The organism is Burkholderia sp. AU38729 (assembly GCF_020419725.1).
Taxonomy (GTDB): Bacteria; Pseudomonadota; Gammaproteobacteria; order Burkholderiales; family Burkholderiaceae; genus Burkholderia.
Genome location: NZ_JAIZQO010000003.1, coordinates 715,298 through 740,969, shown reverse-complemented (window position 1 = coordinate 740,969; position 25,672 = coordinate 715,298). Strand labels below are relative to the sequence as shown.

12 protein-coding genes and 1 pseudogene are annotated in these 25,672 nt (G+C 67.0%); 3 read left to right on the top strand and 10 right to left on the bottom strand.

Translation table 11 applies throughout. The features are described 5' to 3' along the window. The 10 genes and pseudogenes from LGM56_RS12320 to LGM56_RS12275 form a co-directional block, all read right to left on the bottom strand. Positions 1-591: pseudogene (locus LGM56_RS12320) on the bottom strand (c-type cytochrome biogenesis protein CcsB); the annotation flags it as partial. A gap of 152 nt (positions 592-743) precedes the next feature. Next, the gene (locus LGM56_RS12315) at positions 744-1,496 is read right to left on the bottom strand and encodes a c-type cytochrome (RefSeq protein ID WP_226204753.1); all 753 of its coding nucleotides are present in this window, start codon (positions 1,494-1,496) and stop codon (positions 744-746) included. A gap of 156 nt (positions 1,497-1,652) precedes the next feature. Then, positions 1,653-3,041, bottom strand: coding sequence for a cytochrome C (locus tag LGM56_RS12310; RefSeq protein WP_226204752.1), 1,389 nt, complete (start codon positions 3,039-3,041; stop codon positions 1,653-1,655). A gap of 158 nt (positions 3,042-3,199) precedes the next feature. Then, positions 3,200-4,888, bottom strand: a complete 1,689-nt coding sequence (locus tag LGM56_RS12305; RefSeq protein ID WP_226204751.1) for a c-type cytochrome — start codon at positions 4,886-4,888, stop codon at positions 3,200-3,202. Further along, a complete protein-coding gene (locus tag LGM56_RS12300) occupies positions 4,885-5,715 on the bottom strand; it encodes a hypothetical protein (RefSeq protein ID WP_089439602.1) in 831 nt (276 codons plus the stop codon). The genes LGM56_RS12305 and LGM56_RS12300 overlap by 4 nt, the downstream gene beginning before the upstream one ends. A 5-nt stretch (positions 5,716-5,720) precedes the next feature. Further along, positions 5,721-6,560 (bottom strand): outer membrane lipoprotein-sorting protein, encoded by an 840-nt coding sequence (locus tag LGM56_RS12295; RefSeq protein WP_226204750.1) that lies wholly within the window; start codon positions 6,558-6,560, stop codon positions 5,721-5,723. Between the two features lie 63 nt (positions 6,561-6,623). Then, a complete protein-coding gene (locus LGM56_RS12290) occupies positions 6,624-7,127 on the bottom strand; it encodes a hypothetical protein (RefSeq protein WP_089494424.1) in 504 nt (167 codons plus the stop codon). Further along, positions 7,124-16,015 (bottom strand): choice-of-anchor Q domain-containing protein, encoded by an 8,892-nt coding sequence (locus LGM56_RS12285; protein WP_226204749.1) that lies wholly within the window; start codon positions 16,013-16,015, stop codon positions 7,124-7,126. Before LGM56_RS12285 ends, LGM56_RS12290 begins: the two co-directional genes overlap by 4 nt. Positions 16,016-16,032: 17 nt before the next feature. Continuing rightward, positions 16,033-17,682 carry a multicopper oxidase domain-containing protein gene (locus LGM56_RS12280; RefSeq protein ID WP_089455876.1) on the bottom strand — a complete coding sequence of 550 codons (1,650 nt, stop codon included), beginning with the start codon at positions 17,680-17,682 and terminating at the stop codon, positions 16,033-16,035. Between the two features lie 66 nt (positions 17,683-17,748). Beyond that, positions 17,749-19,332 carry a multicopper oxidase domain-containing protein gene (locus tag LGM56_RS12275; protein WP_226204748.1) on the bottom strand — a complete coding sequence of 528 codons (1,584 nt, stop codon included), beginning with the start codon at positions 19,330-19,332 and terminating at the stop codon, positions 17,749-17,751. A gap of 766 nt (positions 19,333-20,098) precedes the next feature. Between LGM56_RS12275 and LGM56_RS12270 the strand changes: the two genes are divergently transcribed. From LGM56_RS12270 to LGM56_RS12260, 3 genes are all read left to right on the top strand, one after another. Next, positions 20,099-20,923, top strand: a complete 825-nt coding sequence (locus tag LGM56_RS12270) for an IclR family transcriptional regulator (RefSeq protein WP_089494421.1) — start codon at positions 20,099-20,101, stop codon at positions 20,921-20,923. Between the two features lie 254 nt (positions 20,924-21,177). Then, complete coding sequence (locus LGM56_RS12265) at positions 21,178-22,539, top strand: MdtA/MuxA family multidrug efflux RND transporter periplasmic adaptor subunit (protein ID WP_089494420.1); 1,362 nt, start codon at positions 21,178-21,180, stop codon at positions 22,537-22,539. Positions 22,540-22,554: 15 nt separating this feature from the next. Beyond that, positions 22,555-25,668 (top strand): MdtB/MuxB family multidrug efflux RND transporter permease subunit, encoded by a 3,114-nt coding sequence (locus LGM56_RS12260; RefSeq protein WP_226204746.1) that lies wholly within the window; start codon positions 22,555-22,557, stop codon positions 25,666-25,668. The last annotated feature ends 4 nt before the right edge of the window (positions 25,669-25,672 follow it).

The following is a 25,672-nucleotide window of genomic DNA, read 5'->3' as shown; positions in this document are numbered from 1 at the left end:
GTTCGATACCGGAATGTGCCCGACGTCCGCCCCGATCAGGTAGGACTCGTACCAGCGCACCATCAGGCCGGTGAAGCCCATCAGCACGGCGACCCACGTGAGCTTCTGGCCGATCGCGGAGCCCGACGCCGAGCGCGCGAGCAAGCCGATCCAGTAGAAAATCGTTGCGAGCACGAACAGCGCGCTCATCCACAGGATCGCCGACTGGCTCGACAGCAAGTACTTGAGGAAGAACGCCGAATCGGCGCGCGCGAGTTCGCCCTGGTAGATCTGGATCGACAGCAACGCCAGCACGGCGATCGACGCCATCATCAGCCGCGCGGGCTTCCAGCGCCAGCCGAGCGCGATGAGCGCCGGCACGGTGCCGATCATCACCGCCTTGTCGTAGTCATCCATGCGCGCGTGGTAATGCACGAGCGCATGGCCCGCGCCCACCACGAGCGCCAGGGCGAACAGCCAGTCGATGACCGACAGGCGCGCGAGGAACGAACGGTCGTGGTCCGGCTCGCATGCACGCACCGCGGCGGACACGCGTTGTCGCAGATACGACAGCCTGGCGACCGAGGCCGTGCCGCCGCGTGAGGATTGCATCGCTTTCATGGCATTCACCGGAATGGAACTGCGCAGGGTTGGAAGAAAAAGAGGCGCCCCGCCCCGGGGGAGACGAGACACCTAAATGATCACGGTCAGCGCCGGTCGCCTGCCTGCCGCGGCACGTGCGCCGCCGATCAGGCGGGGCGTGCTCATTGGTCGGACGGCGGGCTCGCCGATGGGCCGGCTTCCGGCGGGTTCGCCGATGCGCCGGCTTCCGGCGGGTTCACCGATGCGCCGGCTTTCGCCGGGCTCGCCGGTACGCCGGTTTCAGCCGGAAATGCCTCGACGAATGCCGCGACCGCGCGCATGTCCTGCTCCGTCATGTTCGCGCATACGCTCTTCATGATCGCGCCGCGAGGCCGTGTGTCGGTTTCCCGGAAAATCGCGAGCTGCTTCCGAACGTAATCCGCATGCTGGCCGGCGAGGCGAGGAAAACCGCTCGCGCCTTCTCCATGCTGGCCGTGACATCCGATACACGCCGCAACGCCCTTGTCCGGCAGGCCCCCCACGAAAATCGCCCGGCCCGCGTCGATGAGCGCGCGATCGTCGGCTTCGCCGAGCACGGCGGGCTGACTCGAAAAATAGGTGGCGAGTTCGTCGATCTGCGCGTCGGTCAGGTGCGTGAAGCCCCACATGAACCGCTTCGCGTTCGGGTCGGCACGCGCGTGACTCTTGAAGTCGGTCAACTGATCGACGAGGTATTCCTTGCGCTGTCCGGCGAGCTTCGGAAACATCGGCGACACCGACACACCGGTCGCGCCGTGACAGTTCGAGCACACCTGCAGCGCGATGGTCTTGCCCGATACGGCCGGGTTGTCGACTTGCCGCGACCGCTCCAGGTCGTGGCAACCCGCCCCGGTCAGCACCATCGCGAGCGAGACGATATGGGCCACTTTGTTCATGTCACCGACCTCCCTGCCGCCTTTTCTGCCACCTTCCGATGCGATCCCGTTCGGCGCCGCCGCGCATTCTCATCGACACGCGATGCGAAATGCGCGCTCCTCTCCCATCGCGCGGGGTCCAATCAGCCGGATGCGCGGGAGAGGCCGAACGGGAGGTCAGAAGGAAGCGAGCCATAGATAGAGAAACAACGTATCGTTATCCCTCGCATTGCGCCCGTTGCCGTCGTAGTTGGTCGTCGCGCCGAGGTACTTGGTGAAGTGCGTGTACTGGATGCCGATGCGCACGTGTTGATCCGGCATCCAGAATATTTCCGGCGTCCAGCCCTGGGTATTCGGATGGAAGTTCGCGCTCGCCGCGTAGGCCGTGCTGTCGGCCGTACCCGTCGTATTGAAGAACGACAGGCTGACGCCGTACTTGGCCTGGTAGACGTACGACGCCTTGAGCCGCAGCGAATTCAGGTTCGCGGAGGTGTTGTCGCTCACGACGAAATTGTTCGGATCGTGAATGTTCTCCCGCACGTAGCGCGCCTGCGCGGTGATCGTGTGCGGCTCGAGCAAGTATTCGTATTGCGCGTCGAGACCATAGTCGCGAAAACGCGTGACGCCGGTCCCGAAAATCGGGAAATTGTTCGCGTCGTTCGGGTAGACGTCGACGCTGAAGCCGAATGCGCCGACCATCACGCTATGCGGCCCCCAGTCGTGGGTCAGCGCGATGCGCGCATACGGGTTGTAGCCGCGCAGATAGATTTGCGGGTGATTCGGGTTCCCTTCGTTGTTCCCGTGGCTCAGGAACGACCAGATGCCGTCCGCGGTGCTGTAGGTGGTCAGCTCCGCGTACAGCAGGCTGTTCCAGTACAGGTAGGCGCCGGTGCCGACCGCCTGCGTCGCGAGCGCCCCGCTTTCGAGCAAGGGCAGGTTCGGGATCTTCGCCACCGGGCTGATGGTCGACGAGACGTACGGGTAACCCCATGCCGGCGCGGTGTTGAATACGTCCTGCACGGTCGGGTTGTTGTGCACCGTCAAGCCGACGATCAGGTCGTTCGCCGACGTCATGATCCGGTCGACGAAGCGGAAGTCGGTATTGTCCGACGTCCAGTGGCCTTTCCATCGCCCGTCGCCGTCCTGATGATCGTGGGCGATGTAGGTGAACTGCGCGAAGCCGCCGAGATGGTCGGTGATCTTCCCGGCGAGGAACACGCTCGCGAAGTCGAAGATCGGCAGGCCGTCCTTGGGGTTGATCGGCGCGCCGCTGGAGTCGCTGTTGTAGCGGGTCTTGCTCAGGTCGCCAATCGCCATCGCGGCAAGCGGAATCGTTCGTTCGCCGAACGTGTAGCCGTTCAGCTTGAACATGCGCCCGTACGGCGTGAGTTCCGGAAACTGTCCGCCGGCATGGCACGCGACGCAGCTCTGCCCGGTCTGGCGCGCGAAGATCGGCAACGCGTGCGCGACCGGCAATTGCAGCAACGCGAGCACCGCGAGCGCGGCCAGCCAGCCGCGACGTGCCCGGCGATGTCGAACACCATGGCCGGCCAGGAACGTTGTCATGACGGTTTCCCTCCCCGCATCGTATGCCGCGATGCTCCGGCGCGACATCGCCATGTCGCACGATGTCTTCAGTGTGCGATGCACGCGTCGAAACCGACATGGGGCGACTCCCTCCATACGCGGCCTGTTTCCTACTCCATCCGAAGGCGCGCGACGGCTCAGGGAACGATCCAGTCTCCGTCGGCGGAGATCTTCGTGCGGTCCGGCCCGGCGAACCGGACGATATAGCCGCCCTTCGACGCGAAGCGCTGCCCGGTCGCGAGCGTCAGGCGCGGGTAGTAGCCGGTCAGGATGCGGCGTTCGAGCATGTCCTGGATGCGCTCGACGAGATACTCGCGCACGAACGCGTCGACCATGTGGCTCAGCGTCTCGGCGAGCAGGCCGCACGCGAGATAGGTATCCGCCTGCACCTGCGGCGCGACCATCGGAATCTTGCGGATCGTGAACCAGCCGAACGCGTAGTCGACGCGCACGCGCCGCCCTTCGGGCAAGTCGAACGGATAGGCCACGCGCGTGACGGCGCGCCAGCTCGTCGGCAGCGGCGTGCCGTCGAGCCCGCCGAGCAGCCCCGACATGAACACGGTGTCCACCGTCGGCGGCACATGCTCGAGCGCCGCGAGATCGGGCGGCCTCAGCCACAGCACGAGCACATCGTCGCGCGGCATCCCGCGCAACGCGCGCGCGACGCCGTCGCGCGGTGCGAGCGCATGATTCGACACCGCGATGCCGCGTGCCTTCAGCGCGGCGGCGAGCGCCTGAGCACCGCGCTCGCCGTTGTCGCCCGCGCGATAGACTTGCCTGACCGTCTTCACCGGCCGCGCGCCGACTTCGTCCAGCACGCGCTTCGCGATCAGGTCCGACTCGAGCAGCACGCCGCGCGAGAAGTACACCGAGTAGAAATCGTGCTCGGCTTCGACCGGCACCTCGACGTTCGGAAAGAGGCAGGGCACGGCCTGCGCCTCGCAGAAGTCGTGAACGGGCGCCCAGTTCCTGCCGCCGAGCCCCGACACCACGGCCAGCACCGGCTGTCGGGCGAGCAACTGCGTCAACTGCGCGCGCCACGTGTCCGGCGGACCGTTCAGTTCCCACACGTGCAGTTCCCAGCGGCGATTGACCATGAACATCATTTTTCGCGTGGAACGCAGCGGCGGCGTCGTGCCGAACGGAAACGCGTTCTTGTCCGCGAAGTAATGCTGCAGGACGTCGAGCATGCCCGCCCGTTTCACCGGGTCCGCGTCCGGCGTGACGATCGTCGCGAAATGCAGCACCGTGTCCGTCACGCCCGACGGCGGGCGGCGATCGAGACGCTTCAGATAGCCCGTCAGCGCGGCCATGTCGGCGTCGCCGAGCGCGTATTGCGGCATCAGTCCGCCGAGCGGCCTGCCCTCCGGGTCGATCCCGTCGCGCACGGCGCGCGCGAGCCGCTCTTCCGTGTACGGCTCGCGATCGGTGCGCATGCCGGGAACGTACGGGATGTCGAGATCCTCGGCGGTCTGCGCGCGCGGATGCACCAGGTAGCGCCACGTGATCGGCGGAATGATGTTGCTGCCCTCCTTCGAGCCCAGCCCGCTGCGCCGATGGCAATTGACGCAGGCGGCAGCGGCGCCTTGCAGGCGCACGCCGTCCTGATGCACGGCTTCGAGCGGCGCACCGGAGCCGAGGATGCCACGCTGGAAGAGGGCCTCTCCCGCGTCCGCGGGCACGACGGGTGCCGCCGGCTCGCCGCCGATCGCGTGGCCCGCGCTTGCGCACAGCGCGGCCAGCACCAGCCACCGCGCCAGCCGCCCGCGCGAGACCGGCGGCCACGCCGCCGCGAGGGCGCGCGCTCGCCCCCGGATGCCGTTCATGGCCGTGCCGTCGGCCGGGCCACGCCCGGCGGGGCCGCCGACACGCGCGCATCGATCGACGCCGCCCGGCGTCCGCCCGGCGATACGGGCCGGCCGAAGAGCGCATCGTCGAGCGGCGGATTCAGCGACACCTTGTCGATGATCAGCGTGTCCTTGGTCGGCGAGGCTGCCGTTCCGCTCTCGATCCTGAGCGGGATTTGCAGGCCGTCGATGAGCTTGAAGTTGCCGTAGTTCACCTCCACCGTGAGCGGGCCGCTCGGCCCGCGCACCTGGCGGTCGGCCTTCACGTCCAGGAAGCTCCGCCCGTCGATCCACACATGCCGGACCGCGCCGGACGGCAGCTTCACCGCCAGGCGGTATGCATCGTGCCCGCCGATCGGGTCGACGCCCTCCAGCGTCACGCCGATGCCCTTCGCATCGTGGTCGAACAGCGGGCCGTCGATCACCTGCTCGTCGCGCGCGGACAGCAGCTCGCCCGGCGTATACGGCCGCACGCCGGCGCTGCCGCTCGCGGCCTGTTTCCAGCCTTCGCGGCCATCGAACACCCGCACGGCCTTCTGGTTGAGCACGGTGATCTCGAAGCGCGTCTTGTTCGGGCGCTTCATCGCCAGGACGAACGGCATGTTGCGCACCGGCGCGTTCGGGCTGTCCACATGGCCCGACCAGACCATCGTCTGGACCTTGCGCCACGCGTCGAGCCCGCCTCTCGCCGCGATGTTCTTCTCGACGATCTGGTCCACGCCGAGGCCCTGCCCCGGCAATTGCTCGCACCCGCACAAGGCCGCCATCGCGCAGCCGGCGAGCACCCACGATCCGATCCGTCCCATGGTGGTCACCTCGTCCGGGTCTCGGCGGGGTGACTCGGCGCCTTCGCGAAGGTAAGCGGCGGCTTGCCGAACATCGCATCGTCGGCCGGCTCGTTGAGCGCGACATGCTCGATCGTGATCCGGTGCGCTCCCTTGACGCCGCTCACGACGGTCTCGAGCGTGTGCGGCAAGACGAGGCCGTTCTCCTTCCGGTAGTCGCGATAGAACACGGCGACGCTGTGCGTCTTGCCGTCCAGCACGCGCGGCTCGCCGTCGATCTTCAGTTCGAGAAAGCTCGACGCGTCGACCCACAGGCGGCGCGTCGCGCCCTCCTTCGACGTCAGCTTCAGCACATACGCGCGGTGCCCTTCCACCTGCTCCGTGCCGAGCACCTGGATCGTGGTGCCCTTGGCCGCGTAATCGATCAGCGGCCCGTCGAGTTCGGCCGATGACGCGGCGGACTTGAGTTGCGCCGGCGTATACGGCTCGACATCGTTGCGGCCGAGGTACGGCCGGACCAGCCAGCCCTGCGAGCCGTCGTACACCTGCAGCGCCGTTTGCTGCTCGAACTGGATTTCGAGCCGGCTCTTGCGCGGACGCTTCAACGTCAGCGTGAACGGCAGCCTGACGTTCTTCGTGCCGCCCGCATCGAGCTGCCCCGTCATCCTGATCGACGACACCGCCCGCCACGCCTGCAGCCCGCCACGGGCCGCCGCATTGCGCTCGGCGATCTGCGCGGCGTCCATGTGCGACGCCGACGCCTCCTGCGCATTCCCCGCCGCCGAGGCCGCGGATGCGACCTGGCCGCAAGTCAACAAGCCGGCGGCACATGCCGCCGAAATCGACTTGAAAAGAAACCGGTTCATGACTGCTCTCCCCGCATGCAGGCCGCCCGTTGCCGATGCGCGGCGGCATGCGCATGTATGTGATTACTCGACCACCAGCCCGTCGATGTGCAGCGAATCGATCAGGATGCTGACCCGTTCGCCGCGCTTGATCGGCCCTCCCTTGTTGGAAAACACCATCCAGTATTCGCGTCCGGTCTCGAGCTGACCGGTCTGCCGCAGCGCGCCGATCTGGTCCATCACCGGAATCACGAGCATGGCGTGGCTCGTTTCGCCGTACAGATAGACGGTCGCTTTCGTGTCGCCGAGCAGCCGCGCCTTGTCGGGATCGGTCACGCGGTAGCTGAAACGGATCAGGTTGCCGGACGCGGTGCTGCGCACGTGCAAGTTGTCGATGCCCTTCGCCATCTGGTAGTAGGCCTTCGCCTGCCGCGGCAGGCTCACCGGCAGGTACGGCGAGTGCCGGATGGCCGCGGGCCCGGCCGGCGCATCCTGCCCGGCCGCGGCCGGCTGAGGCCGGACCGCGGCAAGGCAGGCAGCGCCCGCGAGCAGCAGCATCGATGCCGCACGGACGGCCGCCCGTTTCATTGCATCGCTCCCGTGAGCGGCGCGGGTAGCGCCTGCGCCGGGGTCGGCGCCGGCAGCCGCACGGGCGGCTGCGCGCGTGTCTGCGCAGGCAACTGCCCAGGCGTCTGCGTGCGGGCGCGCGGCGTCGTCCGGGCCGGGGCCTGCAGCAGCGCAGCCGATTGCGGCCGCGCCAGCGCCGGAGACTGCGCCAACGCGCCGGCCGGCAGCGGCCGGGTCACCGGCGGAGCCAGCCGCGCCCCTGCCTGCGGCCGCCTCAGCGCCGGCGCCTTGATCGGCGGCAGCGGCACGTTACGGCTGAAGATGGCCGGGATTCCGCCGATCCCCGGGATGCCGCCGATGCCCGGGATACCTCCACCGCCCGGGATACCTCCACCGCCCGGGATGCCACCGACACCCGGAATACCACCACCGCCCGGGATGCCACCGACACCCGGAATACCGCCGCCGCCCGGAATTCCACCGCCGCCCGGGATGCCACCGACACCCGGAATTCCACCGCCGCCCGGAATACCGCCGACACCCGGGATGCCTCCGCCGCCCGGAATTCCGCCGCCTCCGGGGATCAGCGCGGCCAGGCCGGTCGGCTGGCTCCCCAATGCGAGCGGGTCGATCGGCGTACCGCCGCCGAGCAGGCCGCCGAGCAGGCCAGGCGCGACGTACTCGACCGCGCCGATGTCGTAGCCGTTGGCTTGCGGCCGCGGCGTGCCGAAGATGTCGTGATTCGGCGCGCCGTTCGCGGTGGCCGCCCCGATCGCCGGCGACGTGCCCTTGATCGAGTAGTTGCCCATCATCACGTTGTAGCCGGCGCTGCCCGGCTGCAGCGCCTCGTTGGACAGCGACAGCGGCCCGTACGACATGTTGATCCACTGGTTGCCTTCATCGGGCGTGGCCGACGGCATCAGCCCGAACAACGGGTTCGGCAACACCGCGTCGGCGATCCCGGGCGGTACGGCAAAGCCGTTCCCGCCGGCTTCCGGCGGCACCCGCGAGCCGTTGCAGTACTGGCTGGTTGTCTGCGGGTCCGCTGCCTTGTTGGTCGCGGCGTAGCCGGCCGTGCTGGTCATGATCGAGTACTGCGGGTTCATGGTCAGCCCGGACTGGTGATTGGCCGGCCCGGTGTCGCCGTACGCGCCGATATCCCAGTAGAACGGCGGGGTCGCGCCGCCCGTCACGCAGAAGCCTGTCGATTGCCCCTTCTGGTTCAGGACCGGGTTCAGCGTGACCGCGTTCTGCAAGCCGGGTATGTTCGGGTTCGGCTGCGCACTCACCGAGATGTAGAACGAGCGGTTTTGCCAGAACAGGTTGTTGCTCAGCACCGGATTCGAGAACTTCGTGCAGTTCGGCGCGTTCGCGGGACAGGTGACTTGCCCCGTGAAACCCGCGGGCGGAACGAACGCCGCCATCAGGTTCTGCGTATGCGTCGTCGTCTCCAGCCCGGCCGGCTGCTGCGTCGATGTCTCGATGAAACTCGTGCAGGTCGAGTCCGCGCTGGTCGTGCTGCTCGTGCATCCCGGCGGCGCCACGTTCGACTGCGACGCGGCCGGCGTATTGAAGAGCACGCCCGCCGACGCCGTCGCATCGTTCGCGATCACCGTGTTGTTGATGAAGCTGACGCGCACCGCATCCTGCAGCGACACGCCGCCGCCCGACCAGCCGGCCACGTTGTTCGCGATGATGTTGTTGATCACGCGCACCTGGTACCAGTTGTTCGGATTGCCGAGATTGCGTTGCACGTCCGTGCCGTTGACGTTCTGCAGCCGCAGGCCGCCGCCCTTCCCGCTTTCCGCCGTGTTGCCCATGATCAGGTTGCCGTCGATCACGAGATTCGGGCCGATGCCGTCGGACAGCTGCGGCGCGCAATCGACGTCGACGGTCGAGTTCTCGCAGAACGTGCCGTCGGGCGGCACCCCCTGCGCGATGATCCCGCCGCCATACGTCGGCAACGTCGGGTTGTTGCTCTGGTTGAACAACACCACGTTGTGCGACAGGTCGCCGTTGTAGCTGAACCCGAAGTGCGAAACGCCGCCGCCGTCACCGCTGCTCATGTTGCCGCAGACCCAGTTGTAGTTGAAGCGGTAGTAGTCGGCGCCCGAGCACAGGGTCACGCCGCCGGCCGAGGATGGCGTGGTCGAGTTGATCTCGTCGCCATACGACGCGTTTGCCGTGACGGCGTTGTGGTGAACGTTGACGAACGTGTTGTACATGAACGGCAACTGCGTCACGCCGTCCGCGGCGATGTTGCCGTCCGGCACTTCCACCTGGCCGACCGTGATGCCGCCCGACAGCGTGCCGGCATTGCCGGTCACGCGGTTGTTCGATACCTCCGTGTAATGGTTCCAGCCGTGCAGGAAGATCCCGCCGCCGCCCTGCGAGCTGTTGGTGACCGTGACCCCGTCGATGCGCGACGGGTTGCACAGGAAGTTGCCGTAGTTCGGGTTGTTCGGGTCCGTCGTGCAGTCGTGCGCCGTGAGCATCGTGCAGATGCCGTTCGCGGTGCAGTTCGTGCTCGGCTGCACACCCTTGGCCAGTACCGTGATGCCCGCGCCTTCATACGCGCCCAGCAGCGACGGCTCGATCAGCAGCTCGCCCAGGTTGCCGTTCTGCGTGCTGTCCCAACCGACGGTCGGCTCGAACGGAATCGGATCCACGTGCCCCTGCATCTGCACCGGGCACTGGTAGGTGCCTGACGGATCGTACGGGTTGTTGGTCGACGAGATCGGCTTCGTCGGGTCGTACGTGGCCGAAATCACCCCGCCGTTCAGCGACGTGCCGAACAGGCACGCGATCAGCCTGCGCCACGGATCGAGCTTGCCGGACGGATGCGTATTCGCATTGATCGTCACCGACGCTGCGCCCACGCCTTGCAGCCGCACCGGCTTCCACATCACCAGCATCTCGTTGTACGTGCCCGGACCGACGACGATCATGTCGCCCGCGCTCGCATTGTTGATCGCCGTCTGGAGCGCATTGCTCGCGCCGTTCTCGCCGCTCACGTAGGTCGGCGCCTTGCCGCCGATCGTCACCGTGACCGCATCGATCGACCGCTTGCCGTTGCCGGCCGTGATCACGAGCTCGCCGCACTGCGTCGCGGGCGCGCCCATCTGCTGGATCGTGCAGGTCGACGGCACCTTCAGCGACGGGAGCGACGGAAGGCTCAGGTCGGGCGCGAGCACCACGATCTTCGAGTCGCTCCACGACACGACCGTCGCATTGACGCCCGCGATCGTGACCGTGCCGGTGCCCTGCGTCGCGCCGAAGCCGTAGTGGCGCGTGATGAACTTCTGGTTGAACGGTGCCGTGGTCTGGCTCGGTCCGGTATACGCGTGGTTCACCACCTGCTGGTCGCCCAGCGCGTTGATCGTCAGTTGCTTGCCGGGCGCGCTGACCCACGGGCCCGCGCCGGCGCCGATCGCATCGCCGGTCACGCTCGAGATCGCCGGCGTCGCATCCGGATACGCGCAGTCGGGCTGGTTATAGCCGTCCGCGAAGGACTGCACCGGCACCACCGGCGTATCCATGTACTGCGTCTGTCCGGGCATGAACGGAATCTCGTAACAGAACTGGCTGTATGCCGGGTTGTACAGCGGATCGGCAATCGTCTTGCCGGGGTGCTGCGGATCGGGGATCGGGCCCGGATCGTTCATGCAGGCGACCATCATCGTCGGCGCATACCCGGTCGGGTTCGGGGGGTTCACTTCCCAGGTCGAGAACGTCAGCCCGTTGTAGATGCCCCATTGATCCGTATAGGTGCGCGAGGTTTCGTTGCCGGAGAAATCCTTGAACGAGATCGGCACGTTCGGCACGGCGAACTTCTCGCCGAACTGCGGCGAATACGGGTCGAACTCCGACGAGAAGTCGTCAAGCATGAAGCCCGTGTAGTGCGCCGCGACGTGCGTCGAGCTGAAAATCCAGAACTTCGCGAGCACCGATTCCTCGTCGGTCAGCATCACCTCCTTGCGATCGCACAGATGCCGCGATGCACCGGCGAACGGCGCGACTTCCTTCGATCCCGGGAACAGGCTGATGTAGTCCGGCACGATGCGCAGCTCGCCGACGCACGGCCAGAACCGCTCGACGCTGCCGGTGTCGCCTTCGGCATGCGGCGTCGAACCGAGGTTCGTGGTCGGGTTCTGCGGGTTGTTCTTGTTGTACGTCGAGTTCACCGCGGCCTGGTCGGGCAGGATGAAGATCGCGCCGATGCCGGCGAACTGCTGCGTCACCGGAGCGATGTAGTTGTCGCCGATCAGGATGTTCTTGTCTTCCTCCTTCACCAGCTCGTAGCCCGGCGGCACGATGATCTCGACCACGTACTTGCCGGCCGGCAGCATCGGCGTGCCGTCGACGGGGTTCTTCCCGACGCAGATCGTGCAGTTCGACGCGACCGGCTTGCCGTTCGCATCCGTCGCGGTCACGCTCGGGAACTTGTACATCCCGTCATACGGCGCCGGCTGGATCTGGTTGAACGCGTGCATGCCGTCGTAGCACTTGTACTGTGCGTTCGCAGGCAGCTGGCGATGTTGCGGATCGAGCCAGTTGGTGCTGTTCTTCAGCGTGAAGTAGAACGGGTCGTTCGGATCCTGGCCCGGGCAGTTCATGTTCGGCGTCACGCCGTCCGCGCGGAAGCCCTGCGCCCAGTCGTCCCAGCTCGCCGTCTTGGTCGTGTCCACCAGCGTCAGGTTGGTCGTGCCGTCCGTGGCCGTGCCCTCCTGGTACAGGTTGACCGTGACGTTCGGCACGTCGGGGGTCCACTTCGTGTGGATCAGCAGCGTCGGATCGTCGAACGGCCGCGTCGACGCGTAGATCACCTCGCCGCGTATCCCGCCGTTCTCGCCCTTCGCGAACGGCGTCTTGCCGTACTCGATGAACGAGTTCTGGCCGGAGAAGCCCTGCCATGCCTCCGTGCCCGTCCAGGGCGGATCGACCCGCCCGGTCGAACCGCTGCCGGTCGACGCGCAATCCGCGTCCGCGCAATACCGGGCGCCCGGCACATGCAGGTTCGACGGCAGCGGCACGGTTTCGGCCGTGTTCGCGAAGTTCGCGGCCACCGTCGAGTGCCCGCTGCCGGCAGCGCCGGTGCCGTCCACCGGACCGCCCGCGTCGTACACCACGTGCGTGCCGGTCGACTTGAAGCGCGTCAGGTCGTCGTCGACCACGTACCAGTTGAACAGCGGAAACACTTCGTTGAACGGCGCGTAACCATTGCCGTCCGTGTTGTTGAAGTTCGAGAAGCTGCCGTCGCGGAACCGCATGTTGACCGATGCCAGCGCGATGCCGGGGTCGTCCGGATGCGAGATGCCGTCGCCGTGCAGGTCGATGAAGGTCCGCGTATAGAGGTTCGTATGCCACTGCAGCACGGACAGGTCGCCGACGTCGACCGTCGTGCTCCCGTTGGCCGCGGGCAACTGGACCGCCTTGGCCAGCCCGTCGACGATCTGGTCGTTCCATTGATCGAACACGGTGATGCGGGTCGTGCCGCTCGGCAAGCCGCTGATCGTGAACCGCCCCTGGCTATCGCATTTCGTGAAGCCGTAGTCCTCGCTGTCCGGATCGCCGACGCTCACATAGCATTGCGAGAACGCCAGCGAATCGCGCGATCCGCTGCTGTACAGGTTCTCGTTCGGCGGGCGGCTGTAGTGCAGGTTCGTCACGCGGCCCGTGAGCGTGTTCGGGCACGGACCGGTGTCGCATATCCCGGTCTTGGCCGCGTTGGTCCTGCGCGCGTTGATGATCTTCGGATTCGCGAAGCCGATCGACACGTGATAGCCGGCCGGCCCGAACTCCTGGAAGTACGCGGGGCCGCCGACCTTGATGAACGCGTCGTGCGCCTTCTGTCCGTCGAGCGTGTTGGTCTGCAGCCACTCCTCGCCGCGGCCGATCCGGTCGGCCGCCGGTGTCGCGATCACACCGTAGCGGCCCGGCATCAGGTTGGCGATGATGGCCTGGCCGACGAGCGGCGACAGCGTCTTGCCGTCCGATTCGTATTTCGGGCAGGTCGGAATCATGCCGACCAGGCCGTCGGTCGCCGTCGAGATCGGGCACGCATTGAGCCCGGTGAGCGGATCGACGGTGCCTTGCAGCGAATTCGACAGCGGCATGTTGAACATGTCGTAGGTCATCTGTCCGGTCGGGTCGCCGGTGCCGCCCGCATCGTCCCAGAGCTTGATCTCGAATCCGCCGAGCCCCGGCTCGCGTGCGGTGCCGAATCCGTCGGACCCGCCGCTGACATCCACTTCGCCGTTCAGCGGCGCATCGTCCTCGAACACGAACACCGACAGCTTCGCGGTCTGGTACGGCGTTTCCGTCAACAGCACGTTGAGCTGCCCGGCCTGTCCCGCGCCGGTCTGTCCGGCCTTCGCCGCCGCGACCTGCGCGGGCGCAATCGGCGCGCCGCCCATGCTGTGGCCGCACTTGCCGGTGCCCGGCGCGAAATCCGCGCCGCTCGGGCCCGACGGGCAGTCGAGCGCGATGCTGAATGGCCGCTTGCCGTCCGGCGACACGCCGCCGCCGTTCGTGAACGTGTTACCGGCATCGCCCGGCAGGATCGAGATGTAGTAATGCTTGGTCGGATCGAGCGCCACGTACTTCGGATCGACCGGCGCCTGTTGCGAGACGTTCGGGCCGGTACGGCACACGCCGTTGCCGACGTCGCATACGGTCGCCACGTGCGTGTTGGACACCGGGTCGTACACGGTCTGGCCGGATTCGCATGCGACGGTGCCGACGCAGCCCGACGCCACCACCGGCATGTAGCTCGTATGGAAGTTCGTGCCGAGGCTCGGGACCGGCAGCGGCGGGCAGTTCGCCGGCCTTCCCGTCGCGGAATTCACCTGGCAGGCCGGATCGATCTGCATCGTGCGGTCTTCCTCGATGATCCAGCGATAGTCGGCGAGCTTGACCGCCTTGTTCGGCGCGGTCGCATCCGGCGCCATGCTCGGCGCGTCCATCACGTTCACGACCAGCCCGCTGCCGGGATTGAAGGTCACGGTCACCGTCCCTGCATTCGCGCTCGTCTGCATCTGCGTATTGGTGACCTTGTACTGGAACGTCATCGTCTGCGCGGCCGCGCCGTTGCCGACCCGCGGCGTCGACGGCACCGCGGTAAACGAGCCGTCCGGATTCAGCGTCACGGTGCCGTTCGTCGCGCTCGACGCGACGATTTGCGCGGTGAGCGGCAACCCGGCCGGATCGTTCGCGCTGGCGAGCACGCCCGGTGCGCCGACCTGGATCTGCGACGCGATGTTGCTCGCGAAACTCGCATTGCCGGCCGTCGGGACCGACAGGCACTTGTTGCTCGTGGTGCAGGCGGTCAACGTCACTTTCGCCGTCACCGGCGGCGTGCCGTTGGTCGACTGATAGACGAAACTGTCGTTCGCAGTGCTACTCGATAGATACGTGAACGTACCGTCGGTATTCAACGTGAGCGTGCCGCTCGCGGGCGGCGTCTGGACCTTCACGCCGTACACGCCGGAGTCGCTCGCGATCACGCCCTTGGCCGGATCCGACACGGTCAGCGTCGTGCCCGGCACGAAGTAATAGTTCGCGCCCGCGGCGGTCGGCGTTTCGCCGATGCCGGCAGTCGCCGACGGTTGGGCGTTGTTGACCGCGATGTAGCCTTGCATCCCGCCATCGCGCATGTTGTTGGTCGACAGGCTCAACTGCCGGTCGTATACCGGCATCGCACCGGCGGCCGGCGCGTTCAGCATCAGGTCGTAGGTCTTGCCGGCCGCCATGAACACGGCGTTCTGGATGCGCGCGGCGCCGGGAATCACGTTGCCGTCCTCGGCGATCAGCGTGAAGCCGGGAGCGGACGGATTGCCCGTTTGCGCGCCGACCACCGCCGGAACGTGCATGCGCAGCCCGGCATTCACCAGGCGCACGAGCACCTGCCCGGTCGACGGCGGCACCATCGCGCTCGGCGGGAAGGCCGACGCGTTCGGGTTGGTGCGATCGAAGGCCACGCCGTTGATCAGGTAGTAGCGCGGATCGTAGTTCACCACCGGCGGATAGCAGGTGCCGAACGTGACCGACTTCGAGTCGCCGCATCCGCCGGGCTGCCCCGACCACGCGGCGGTTTCGCTGAAGCCCTTGGTCGCGACGGCCGCGGCGACCGCGGCGTTCTGCACCGGATCGATCTCGCTCATCACGAGCGGCACGTCGGCGTCATAGCAGGACACCGAATTCGGATAGGCCTGTTTCGTCGATGCGCACGTCGAGCTGGGGACGCTCGGGCTCTTCACCACCAGCACCCCGTAGAGGCCCATCGGCCCCTGGATCGACGGGTGCGTGCCCGACTCGAGCAGGTAGGTGCCGGGCTTGAGATTGGTCCAGGTGAGCGTCGTGTGCGATTTCGGATCGGTCGACGGCGCCACCTCGGTCCCGAACGACTGGACGCGCGGCCCTTGCGCGGGCGGCACGAACGACGCCATCGGCGCGGTCGAGGTCGCCGTGACGATCGGCCAGGTCGTGGCGGTCTGCGTCGGATGGACCGGGCTCGGCGTGGTCGTCGGCTTGTCGCCCAGACCGCCGCCCAGCTGGCCGACGATGACGAGCGAGGTCGGCACGGGCGCGGGCAGGTTGTTCGTCAGGTTGATCTGCAGTTGCCCGGCCGGCACGGTGACGACCACCGGCGACCAGTTCGCGCCGGCGGCCGGATTCGCCGCCGCGCAGGTCGCATTCGCGGCCGGCACCGTCGCCACGGCAGCCGGCGTGCAGCTGTAGCCCCACATCGGCACGGCCTGCCCGTCCGGCATCAACGCCGTGGACGCCTTCGCCGTCAGATTGACGACCGCTTGCGCGAAACAGGCTTCGCCTGCCGTCAGCAAGATGGATGCCGCGACCCCCGCCTTGAACAGATCAAGGAGCGTCGCCGTGAGCTTGGTGGATCTCATCGTCTTTCTCCCCACCCCTAATTGGATTCGTCGATCGGAAATACCGGAGGATCAACGAGCATCATCATCATCATTCCGCCCGGGAAGATGTTGTTCGTCGTGATCTCGCGCTCGTTATGCGAGTGCCACATGAACGCGAAGCCTGCTTCCGTCGCCGGCGGGTTCAGGATCGTGTTGCTGGGTGGCGACGTGCCGGTCGGCGCCGTCGCACGCACGGTCGCGTCCGGCCCGAGATAAGGACTGCCGCCATACCAGAAACCGTTCGTCAGGATGTTCGAGTCCGGCAACGTGACCGGCCCGCCGCTGGCGACCTTGCCGAACGGCGCCTTCTCGAGCGCCTTGCCGTGGTCCTGGCACCACTCGTAGTAGTTCGGCGCGTTGCGCGGCGCCGGCGGGTTCGACGCCGTCGTGTAGTAGCCGTTCGCGTCGGGCACGCAGACGGAGCCGTCGCCCGGGTAGTGCGCGTAGACGTCCCAGTTCAGGCCCTTGCCGGTCCAGTAGAAAATCCCGTCCATCGTCGCGCCCGGCGTCGTGGTGGTCGTGAACAGCAGCGGGCCGGCCGGCAGCCGCGGGTTCGCCGGGTGGCTCGGGTCGACCGGGCTGAGCAACAGGTTGCCGTCGCGCGCCAGCACGCGCACGTGGTTGCCGTGCTCGTGGAACGGATGCTGCCAGCGGCCGGTGCCGATGATCCGCAGCAGCACCAGTTCGCCCGGATGCATGTGCGGATTGCCGTTGTACGGCTGGTGCGGGTACTGCGGCGCGTAGTTCGGATCCATGTCGTCCGGCATCGAGCGGCCGTTGACCATGAAATAGGCCGGGTGATAAGGCTCGGTCTCGACCGTCATGCAGCCGGTCGGCCTGGTGCACGACGTATTCGCCGCGACCTGCTGCTCCGCCTGCTGATGGATGCGCGGATCCATTTCGGAGAACTGAAAAAGATACTCACGGTCATAGCAGGCGGCGCTGTTGTCGAATGCCGCCGCCGCGTTGCGGAAATCGCGCTGGCCGAACGGCCGGCCCGAATCCGGCAGCGCCATGCAGCCCGCCGTGTTGACCGCCGTATTCGGCAGCACGATGATCGCGCCGTACATCCCCATCTCGATCTGCAGATCGCCCTGCGTGCCGCTGTAGTACGCATGCGTACCCGGCGTCGCCGCGACGAACGTGTAGGTGACCGTCGCGCCGTGCTGCGCCTCCTGCGCCAGCAGCCCGGCAACGCCGGAGGTGCCGGTGCAGGTCTTGCCGTCCGGGCTCAGGGTGCCGGTGCACACGACGAAGCCGGGAAACAGCATCGACGTGTTGCCGGCTGCCGCCGGCAGGTTGTTGGTGAGTGTCACGGTGATGATGTCGCCCTGCCTGACGATCAGCGTCGGACCGGGGATCTGCATCGTCGGACAGGTCGCGCCGGTGATCGTCGACGGCGAGAAGACGAGCGGCGTCGCGCTGGTCGCCGCGCAGCCGTAGCCCCACGAATAGACGCTCGTGCCGTCCGGCTGGGTGATGCGCGCTTCCTGGGCCGTGAGGTTGAAGACCTTGCCGGTGATGCCCGGCGCGGCGGCGTGCGCGTGCACCGACAGCAACGCGGCGAGCGTCGCGACGCCGACGCGTGCGAGCCGTCCGAGACGGGCGAGCGTCGCGGTCCACGCATGATGAGTGATGTGTCCCACGGCTTTTCTCCTCAGGGCAGGACTTCCCGGCCGGGGCCGCCCGATGATGCGGGCGGCCCCTGGTCATCAAAGAGTGCAATGCTTCGTGACCGGGTCCACGGCGCTGCAGATGTGGACCTCGGTCATCAGGCCGCCGAAGTTCTCCTGATCGTTCGACAGGTGATCGAGGTTCGGCGTGTACAGGTAGAAAATCTGGCCGGAGTGGTACTTCGTCTTGTCGCTGGCGTCGAGAATCAGGTCGAGCGACTCGCCGCCCGCGAGCGTGATCGAGTTCGTGTCGTAGGCCATGTTGTTGCCGGCCATGTCGCGCAACATGCGGGCATTGAGCGCGATCACGTGCATCGGGATGCCGAGCGACGCCAGCGTCTGGTATTCGGTCACGTCGAGATCCGAGATCCGCAACAGCGCGCGGCCGCCGGCCGGAATGTTGACCAGCGTCGGCAGCGGTTGCGACGGATGCATCGAGCTGTCCGAAGCGGGCGTCGACATCGCCCCTTCGGTCACCGTGTCCGGATAGCTGCGGCCGTTCAGCAGGAAGAACTTGTCCTTCATGTCGGTGAACGGTTCGGGATTGAACGTCATGCCGACGAAGTGGAAGTTCGGATCGAAGCCATGGATCTGGATCGGATACTCGACGTCGTACGCGGTCGAGCCGTCGCCGTCGTTGTATGCGTAGAGCGACAGCGTCTCCGGCGTGGTCGGCGGAATGTTGACGTTGGCCGCCCGCACGAGGCCGTTGTTCTGCGGCGGCAGCGGCGTCGAGCACAGGATGTCGTTGCCGCAGCGCGTGCGCAGGTCCGACTGCTGCGTCATGAGCGCGTCGTACAGCGACACGCCCTTCGGCACCCGGTCCTGGCGCGGCCGCACGTAGATCTGGCCGACCATGCCCATCTGCAGGTGCTCCGGCGGCGTGATGTGGCAGTGCCAGAAATAGGTGCCCGCATCCGGCGCGAGATAGTAGTACGTGAAGCTCGCGCCGATGTTGATCGCGACCGACGCGTCCGGCACGCCGTCATAGAACGACGACGCGTTCGGATAGCCGTGGAAGTGCACCGTATGCTTCTCGAACAGGTCGGGGCGCATGATCATCCCGACGTTCGTGAGCGTGAGGAAGAACTCGTCGTCCTCGTCGATCGCCATCATCGGCGCGGGCTGGTTGCCGTTCATCACGCCGATGTCCATGATCGGGCGCGGATCGACGTGGCCGGTCAGCGCGCCGCCGGCATCCGGATCGGGCGCGAGCCCGACCGCGCCGTTGTAGGTCGGGTCCGTCCTCGGGTCGCCGACGGTGTTGAACACCGACGCGAGCTCCGTGCCGGGCAGGCCGGCCTTGATGTCCGCGAGCCCGGACAGCGGGCCGAACGCGAACAGATAGGTCTGCACGCCGTTGGCCATCGTGGCATAGCCGTCGCCGCCCGAGATCTGCTGGCACTTGATCGCGCCGTTCACGGTGCCGGTCGACGTGGAATTCTGGCCGGTATAGGTCGGCTTCGTGTAAGCGGGTTCGCCGACACCGGGCGCCAGCGCGGTCGGGTGCGACGGCGTGGTGAACGGGCACTGGACCCGGAACGACTGGGCGAATGAGGGAACGGCGCACATCAGGAGCAACAGTGCCGCCACACTGCTGCAACACGCGCGGGTACTGAACATATGACCTCCATCCAAGGGGTCAACCAGCGATACGGGCTGGGCGTCATGCTGTGCTGCGGACGCGGGCCGGCGAAGTGTTCGCATCGGCCCGTATCTGGATTCTGCAGATGTGCGCGGCTGGCCGGGATGGGTCACCCCCCTACTTTTGCATAGGAGGGCTCCGGCACACGGAGGGGCGACATGCTCCGCACGGATGGGACGTGCGACGTTCGGGCAGACGCGTCGTGGCACTGGATTTGTCCGATGCAAGACGCACGACGACCGGCGACGTATTGCCGAAATTTTCCCGATAGCAGAAATTAATTAAAATCGCGGGGGGTGGCGGTGGATCGTGCAGGACGCGGCAAGCGGTGCCGGCCCCGCTCCAACGAAGCGGACCTTCGATCGCGGCAAACCGGGCGGTCGCCGGAAAACGGGCAAAAAAAAGCGCCACGGAGACCGTGGCGCTAAAAAAGTTCTAGCCATTCCGAGGGCCGTGCTAGAACCTGAGAGACTGCGCGAAACATCGTTGCCGGTTAAACTCTTGAAACGATGTTTCGAAAACGTGAGACATTCTTTCCGTTTCCGCCCGACAAGTCAAGCGGTATTTGCACCGGTTCATGCACTTTCTGGCAACGCTCATTTGAGCGTTTTCCTAATAAACCAAGGGTGAACCCGTAAAATCTCATCCGATGACCGGTTCGCCCGCAGAACATGCATCCTTTGACAATAGTCCTACAATACCAACAAAATTGAAATCGAGTTTCGGAATTAGAGAGAATCCCTCGTGTCGACAACTGTAACCCCTCCCGCGTCGCGGGACCGTGAATCGTCGCCCGACGAGATCACCGCCCTGGCCCGCGGCCTCGCCGTGCTACGCCGCATCGCGGCGGCCGACGCCCCCGTCAGCAACCGCGAGCTGACCGAACTGACCGGCATCCCGAAGCCGACCGTCTCGCGCATCACCGCGACGCTCGTCAGCGCCGGCTTCCTGTTCCAGTTGCCCGACAGCGAGCGCTTCGTGCTAACCGCGTCGGTGCTCGAACTGAGCCACGGCTTCCTGCGCAACTTCGACATCCGCGCGCGTTCGCGGCCGTTCATGATCGAGCTGGCCGAACGCACGTCGCTGTCCGTGCACCTCGCGGTGCGCGACCGGCTCGACATGGTCGCGATCGACGTGATCCGTCCACGCTCGGCCGTCCTCGTCACGCGCCTCGAAATCGGCTCGCGGATGGACATCGCGCGCACCGCGGTCGGCCGCGCGTATCTCGCCGCACTCGAGGACGACGAACGCCGCCTGCTGCTCGAGTCGCTGCGCACCACGGCGGGCGACGACTGGCCGCATGTGTCGGCCCGCCTGACCCCCGCGCTGGACGACGCGATGCGCGACGGCCACGCGATCGCGATCGGCGAATGGCGCGAGGGCCTGAATGCCGTCGCGGCCGGTTTCGTCGGTCCGTCGGGCCAGCGCTATTCGGTGAATTGCGGTGGCGCGTCGCACCAGTGCCCGCCCGAATGGCTGCACGAACACGTGGTGCCCGCGCTGCACGAATGTATCGCGAAAATCACCCGCGAGATCGGCGGCGCACCGGCCCGTCGCATCAGCGTGTAAGCGTTCCGTCATCGCACTGTCGCGTTCTGTAACGACCGTAACCCGTTGAAAGATAGACCACTGGACTGTAACGGGGACGGGACGTAGGATCATGCCCATCGTCGCGCCGCACTCGCGGTGCGCACCGCTCTTTTCCCGCGCAGACCGGCGGGGGCCCGGACCGAGCCGGGCGCCCCCTCCCCGGCACCGCTCGCCCACGCGCAGCCCAGCAGTCCGATTTCCGGCCCGCCGCGCCGTCTTCCTGACAGATCACGATGGATAACGAACAAAAGCCCACGCCCCCTTCGAAAGACCCCGCGTCCCCCGCCGCGCGGCGCCCGCGCCGCACGCTGATGGCCGGCGCGCTCGCGGTCGTCGTCATCGGCGGCCTGCTGTGGTGGCATCCGTGGAACCGCACGCCGGCGGCCGGCAGCACGGCGCAAGGTACCGCGGCCAGCGCCGGCAGCGCAAAGCGCGGCCGCGGCGGCCCCGCCGCGATGGCGAATATTCCGCAGCCCGTGCAGGTCGCGACCGCGACCCAGGGCGAAATGCCGATCGTGCTGTCCGCGCTCGGCACCGTCACGCCGCTCGCGAACGTGACGGTCAAGACGCAGTTGTCCGGCTACCTGCAGTCGGTCGCGTTCCAGGAAGGCCAGATCGTCAAGAAAGGCGACCTGCTCGCGCAGATCGACCCGCGCCCGTACCAGGTCGCGCTCGAGAACGCCGAAGGCACGCACGCGCGCGACTCGGCGCTGCTCGCGACGGCCCGCCTCGACCTGAAGCGTTACCAGACGCTGCTGTCGCAGGACTCGATCGCGTCGCAGACCGTCGATACGCAGGCCTCCCTCGTCAAGCAATACGAAGGCGCGGTGAAGACCGACCAGGCCGCGATCGATTCCGCGAAGCTGAACCTCACGTACGCGCGCATCACCGCGCCGGTGTCGGGCCGCGTCGGCCTGCGCCAGGTCGACCCCGGCAACTACGTGACGCCCGGCGATGCCAACGGCCTCGTCGTGATCACGCAGCTGCAGCCGATGAGCGTGATCTTCACGACGTCGGAAGACAACCTGCCGCAGATCCTCAAGCAGGTGAACGCGGGCCAGAAGCTGTCGGTCACCGCGTACAACCGCAACAACACGGTGCCGCTCGAGACGGGCTCGCTCGCGACGCTCGACAACCAGATCGACACGAGCACGGGCACGGTCAAGCTGCGCGCGAACTTCGATAACAAGGAAGGCATGCTGTTCCCGAATCAGTTCGTGAACACGCGCCTGCTCGTCGACGTGCTGCGCAATGCGACGATCGTGCCGACCTCGGCCGTGCTGACCGGCTCGATCGGCCAGTTCGTCTACGTCGTGAAACCCGACAACACGGTGACCGTGCGCAAGGTCACGATCGGCCCGGTCGACGGCGAACGCACGAGCATCGTCAGCGGCGTGTCGCTCGGCGAGCGCGTGGTGACCGACGGCTCCGACCGCCTGCGCGAAGGCGCGAAGATCTCGATCCCGGCCGACAAGCCGAAAGGCGCGTCGGGCGCACGCGGCGCCGGTGCGGCGTCGGGCGCATCGGGCGCCGGCGGCCATCGCGGCGGGCACAAGCACGGCGCGTCGCAGGCAGCGGCCTCCGCGGCCCAGTAACGCGCGGGCCGCTCGATGAATCCATCCCGCCTCTTCATTCTCCGGCCGGTCGGCACCGCCCTCCTGATGGCGGCGATCATGCTGGCCGGTCTCGTCGCGCTGCGCTTCCTGCCGCTCGCCGCGCTGCCGGAAGTCGACTATCCGACGATCCAGGTCCAGACCTTCTACCCGGGCGCGAGCCCGGAAGTGATGACCTCGTCGGTCACCGCGCCGCTCGAACGGCAGTTCGGGCAGATGCCGTCGCTGAACCAGATGTCGTCGCAGAGTTCGGCCGGCTCGTCCGTGATCACGCTGCAGTTCTCGCTCGACCTGCCGCTCGACATCGCCGAACAGGAAGTGCAGGCCGCGATCAACGCGGCCGGCAACCTGCTGCCGTCCGACCTCCCTGCCCCGCCGATCTACGCGAAGGTCAACCCGGCCGATGCGCCGGTGCTGACGCTCGCCGTCAAGTCGAAGACGCTGCCGCTCACGCAGGTGCAGGATCTCGCCGACACGCGCCTCGCGATGAAGATCTCGCAGGTCGCGGGCGTCGGTCTCGTCAGCCTGTCGGGCGGCAACCGCCCGGCCGTGCGGATCCAGGCGAACCCCACCGCGCTCGCGAAGTACGGGATGAACCTCGACGACCTGCGCACGACGATCTCGAACCTGAACGTGAACACGCCGAAGGGCAACTTCGACGGCCCGACGCGCGCGTACACGATCAACGCGAACGACCAGCTGACGAGCGCCGACCAGTACAACAGCGCGGTCGTCGCCTACAAGAACGGCCGCCCGGTGATGCTCACCGACGTCGCGACGGTCGTCGCCGGCTCGGAGAACACCAAGCTCGGCGCGTGGGTGAATTCGGACCCGGCCATCATCCTGAACGTGCAGCGCCAGCCGGGCGCGAACGTGATCGCGACCGTCGACGCGATCAAGGCGCAATTGCCGAAGCTGCAGGAAACGCTGCCGGCCGCGCTCGACGTGGAGATCGTCACCGACCGCACGACGATGATCCGCGCCGCCGTGCGCGACGTGCAGTTCGAACTGATGCTCGCGGTCGCGCTGGTCGTGCTCGTGATGTACCTGTTCCTCGCGAACGTCTACGCGACGATCATCCCGAGCCTGTCGGTGCCGCTGTCGCTGATCGGCACGCTCGCGGTGATGTACATGGCCGGCTTCTCGCTGAACAACCTGTCGCTGATGGCGCTCACCATCGCGACCGGCTTCGTCGTCGACGACGCGATCGTGATGATCGAGAACATCGCACGCTACGTCGAGGAAGGCGAAACGGGGCTCGAGGCCGCGCTGAAGGGCTCGAGGCAGATCGGCTTCACGATCATCTCGCTGACGGTGTCGCTGATCGCGGTGCTGATCCCGCTGCTGTTCATGGGCGACGTGGTCGGACGCCTGTTCCACGAATTCGCGATCACGCTCGCGGTGACGATCGTGATCTCGGCGATCGTGTCGCTCACGCTCGTGCCGATGATGTGCGCGAAGCTGCTGCGCCATTCGCCGCCGCCCGAGAGCCATCGCTTCGAGGCACGCGTGCACCGGGCGATCGACTGGGTGATCGCGCGCTACGCGGTCGCGCTCGAATGGGTGCTGAACCGCCAGCGCTCGACGCTCGTCGTCGCGCTGCTGACGCTCGCGCTGACCGGCCTGCTGTACGTCTACGTGCCGAAGGGCTTCTTCCCCGCGCAGGATACCGGCGTGATCCAGGCGATCACGCAGGCGCCGCAGTCGATCTCGTACGGCGCGATGGCGGAGCGCCAGCAGGCGCTCGCGGCCGAGATCCTGAAGGATCCGAACGTCGAGAGCCTCACGTCGTTCATCGGCGTCGACGGCAGCAACATCACGCTGAACAGCGGCCGGATGCTGATCAACCTGAAGGCGCGCGACGAACGCACCGAGACGGCCGCGCAGATCATCCGCGACCTGCAGCACCGCGTCGCCAACATCACCGGCATCTCGCTGTTCATGCAGTCGGTGCAGGACCTGACGATCGACTCGACCGTCAGCCCGACGCAGTACCAGTTCATGCTGACGAGCCCGAACTCGGAAGAATTCGCGACCTGGGTGCCGAAGCTCGTGGCCCGGCTGCAGCAGGAGCCGTCGCTCGCCGACGTCGCGACCGACCTGCAGAGCAACGGCCAGTCCGTCTACATCGAGATCGACCGCCCGAGCGCCGCGCGCTTCGGCATCACGCCGGCGACCGTCGACAACGCGCTGTACGACGCGTTCGGCCAGCGCATCGTGTCGACGATCTTCACGCAGTCGAACCAGTACCGCGTGATTCTCGAGTCCGAGCCGAAGGAGCAGCACTATGCGCAATCGCTGAACGACATCTACCTGCCGTCGGCGGGCGGCGGCCAGGTGCCGCTGGCGTCGATCGCGTCGTTCCACGAGCGGCCGTCGCCGCTCTTGGTCGCGCACCTGTCGCAGTTCCCGTCGACCACCATCTCGTTCAACCTCGCGCCGGGCGCGTCGCTCGGCGAGGCGGTCAAGGCGATCGGCGCCGCGGAGAAGGACATCGGGCTGCCCGCGTCGTTCCAGACGCGCTTCCAGGGCGCGGCGCTCGCGTTCCAGGCATCGCTGTCGAACCAGCTGTTCCTGATCCTCGCCGCGGTCATCACGATGTACATCGTGCTCGGCGTGCTGTACGAGAGCTACATCCACCCGATCACGATCCTGTCGACGCTGCCGTCGGCCGGCGTCGGCGCGCTGCTCGCGCTGATGATCACCGGGCACGACCTCGACATCATCGGGATCATCGGCATCGTGCTGCTGATCGGCATCGTGAAGAAGAACGCGATCATGATGATCGACTTCGCGCTCGAGGCCGAGCGCGTCGAAGGCAAGCCGCCGCGCGAGGCGATCTACCAGGCGTGCCTGCTGCGCTTCCGGCCGATCCTGATGACCACGCTCGCCGCGCTGCTCGGCGCGGTGCCGCTGATCGTCGGCTCCGGCGCGGGCTCCGAGCTGCGCCAGCCGCTCGGGATCGCGATCGCCGGCGGCCTGATCGTGTCGCAGGTGCTGACGCTGTTCACGACGCCCGTGATCTACCTCGGCTTCGATTCGCTCGCGCGCCGCGTGCGCGGCTGGTTCGAACGCCACGGCCCGCAAGCCGGCCCGCGCACGGATGCGTAGCAAG

Coding starts and splice junctions, on each gene's coding strand:
- LGM56_RS12265 (WP_089494420.1), top strand. CDS start 21,178: ATGGATAACGAACAAAAGCCCACGCCCCCTTCGAAAGACCCCGCGTCC.
- LGM56_RS12285 (WP_226204749.1), bottom strand. CDS start 16,015: ATGAGATCCACCAAGCTCACGGCGACGCTCCTTGATCTGTTCAAGGCG.
- LGM56_RS12260 (WP_226204746.1), top strand. CDS start 22,555: ATGAATCCATCCCGCCTCTTCATTCTCCGGCCGGTCGGCACCGCCCTC.
- LGM56_RS12275 (WP_226204748.1), bottom strand. CDS start 19,332: ATGTTCAGTACCCGCGCGTGTTGCAGCAGTGTGGCGGCACTGTTGCTC.
- LGM56_RS12310 (WP_226204752.1), bottom strand. CDS start 3,041: ATGACAACGTTCCTGGCCGGCCATGGTGTTCGACATCGCCGGGCACGT.
- LGM56_RS12290 (WP_089494424.1), bottom strand. CDS start 7,127: ATGAAACGGGCGGCCGTCCGTGCGGCATCGATGCTGCTGCTCGCGGGC.
- LGM56_RS12305 (WP_226204751.1), bottom strand. CDS start 4,888: ATGAACGGCATCCGGGGGCGAGCGCGCGCCCTCGCGGCGGCGTGGCCG.
- LGM56_RS12315 (WP_226204753.1), bottom strand. CDS start 1,496: ATGAACAAAGTGGCCCATATCGTCTCGCTCGCGATGGTGCTGACCGGG.
- LGM56_RS12300 (WP_089439602.1), bottom strand. CDS start 5,715: ATGGGACGGATCGGATCGTGGGTGCTCGCCGGCTGCGCGATGGCGGCC.
- LGM56_RS12295 (WP_226204750.1), bottom strand. CDS start 6,560: ATGAACCGGTTTCTTTTCAAGTCGATTTCGGCGGCATGTGCCGCCGGC.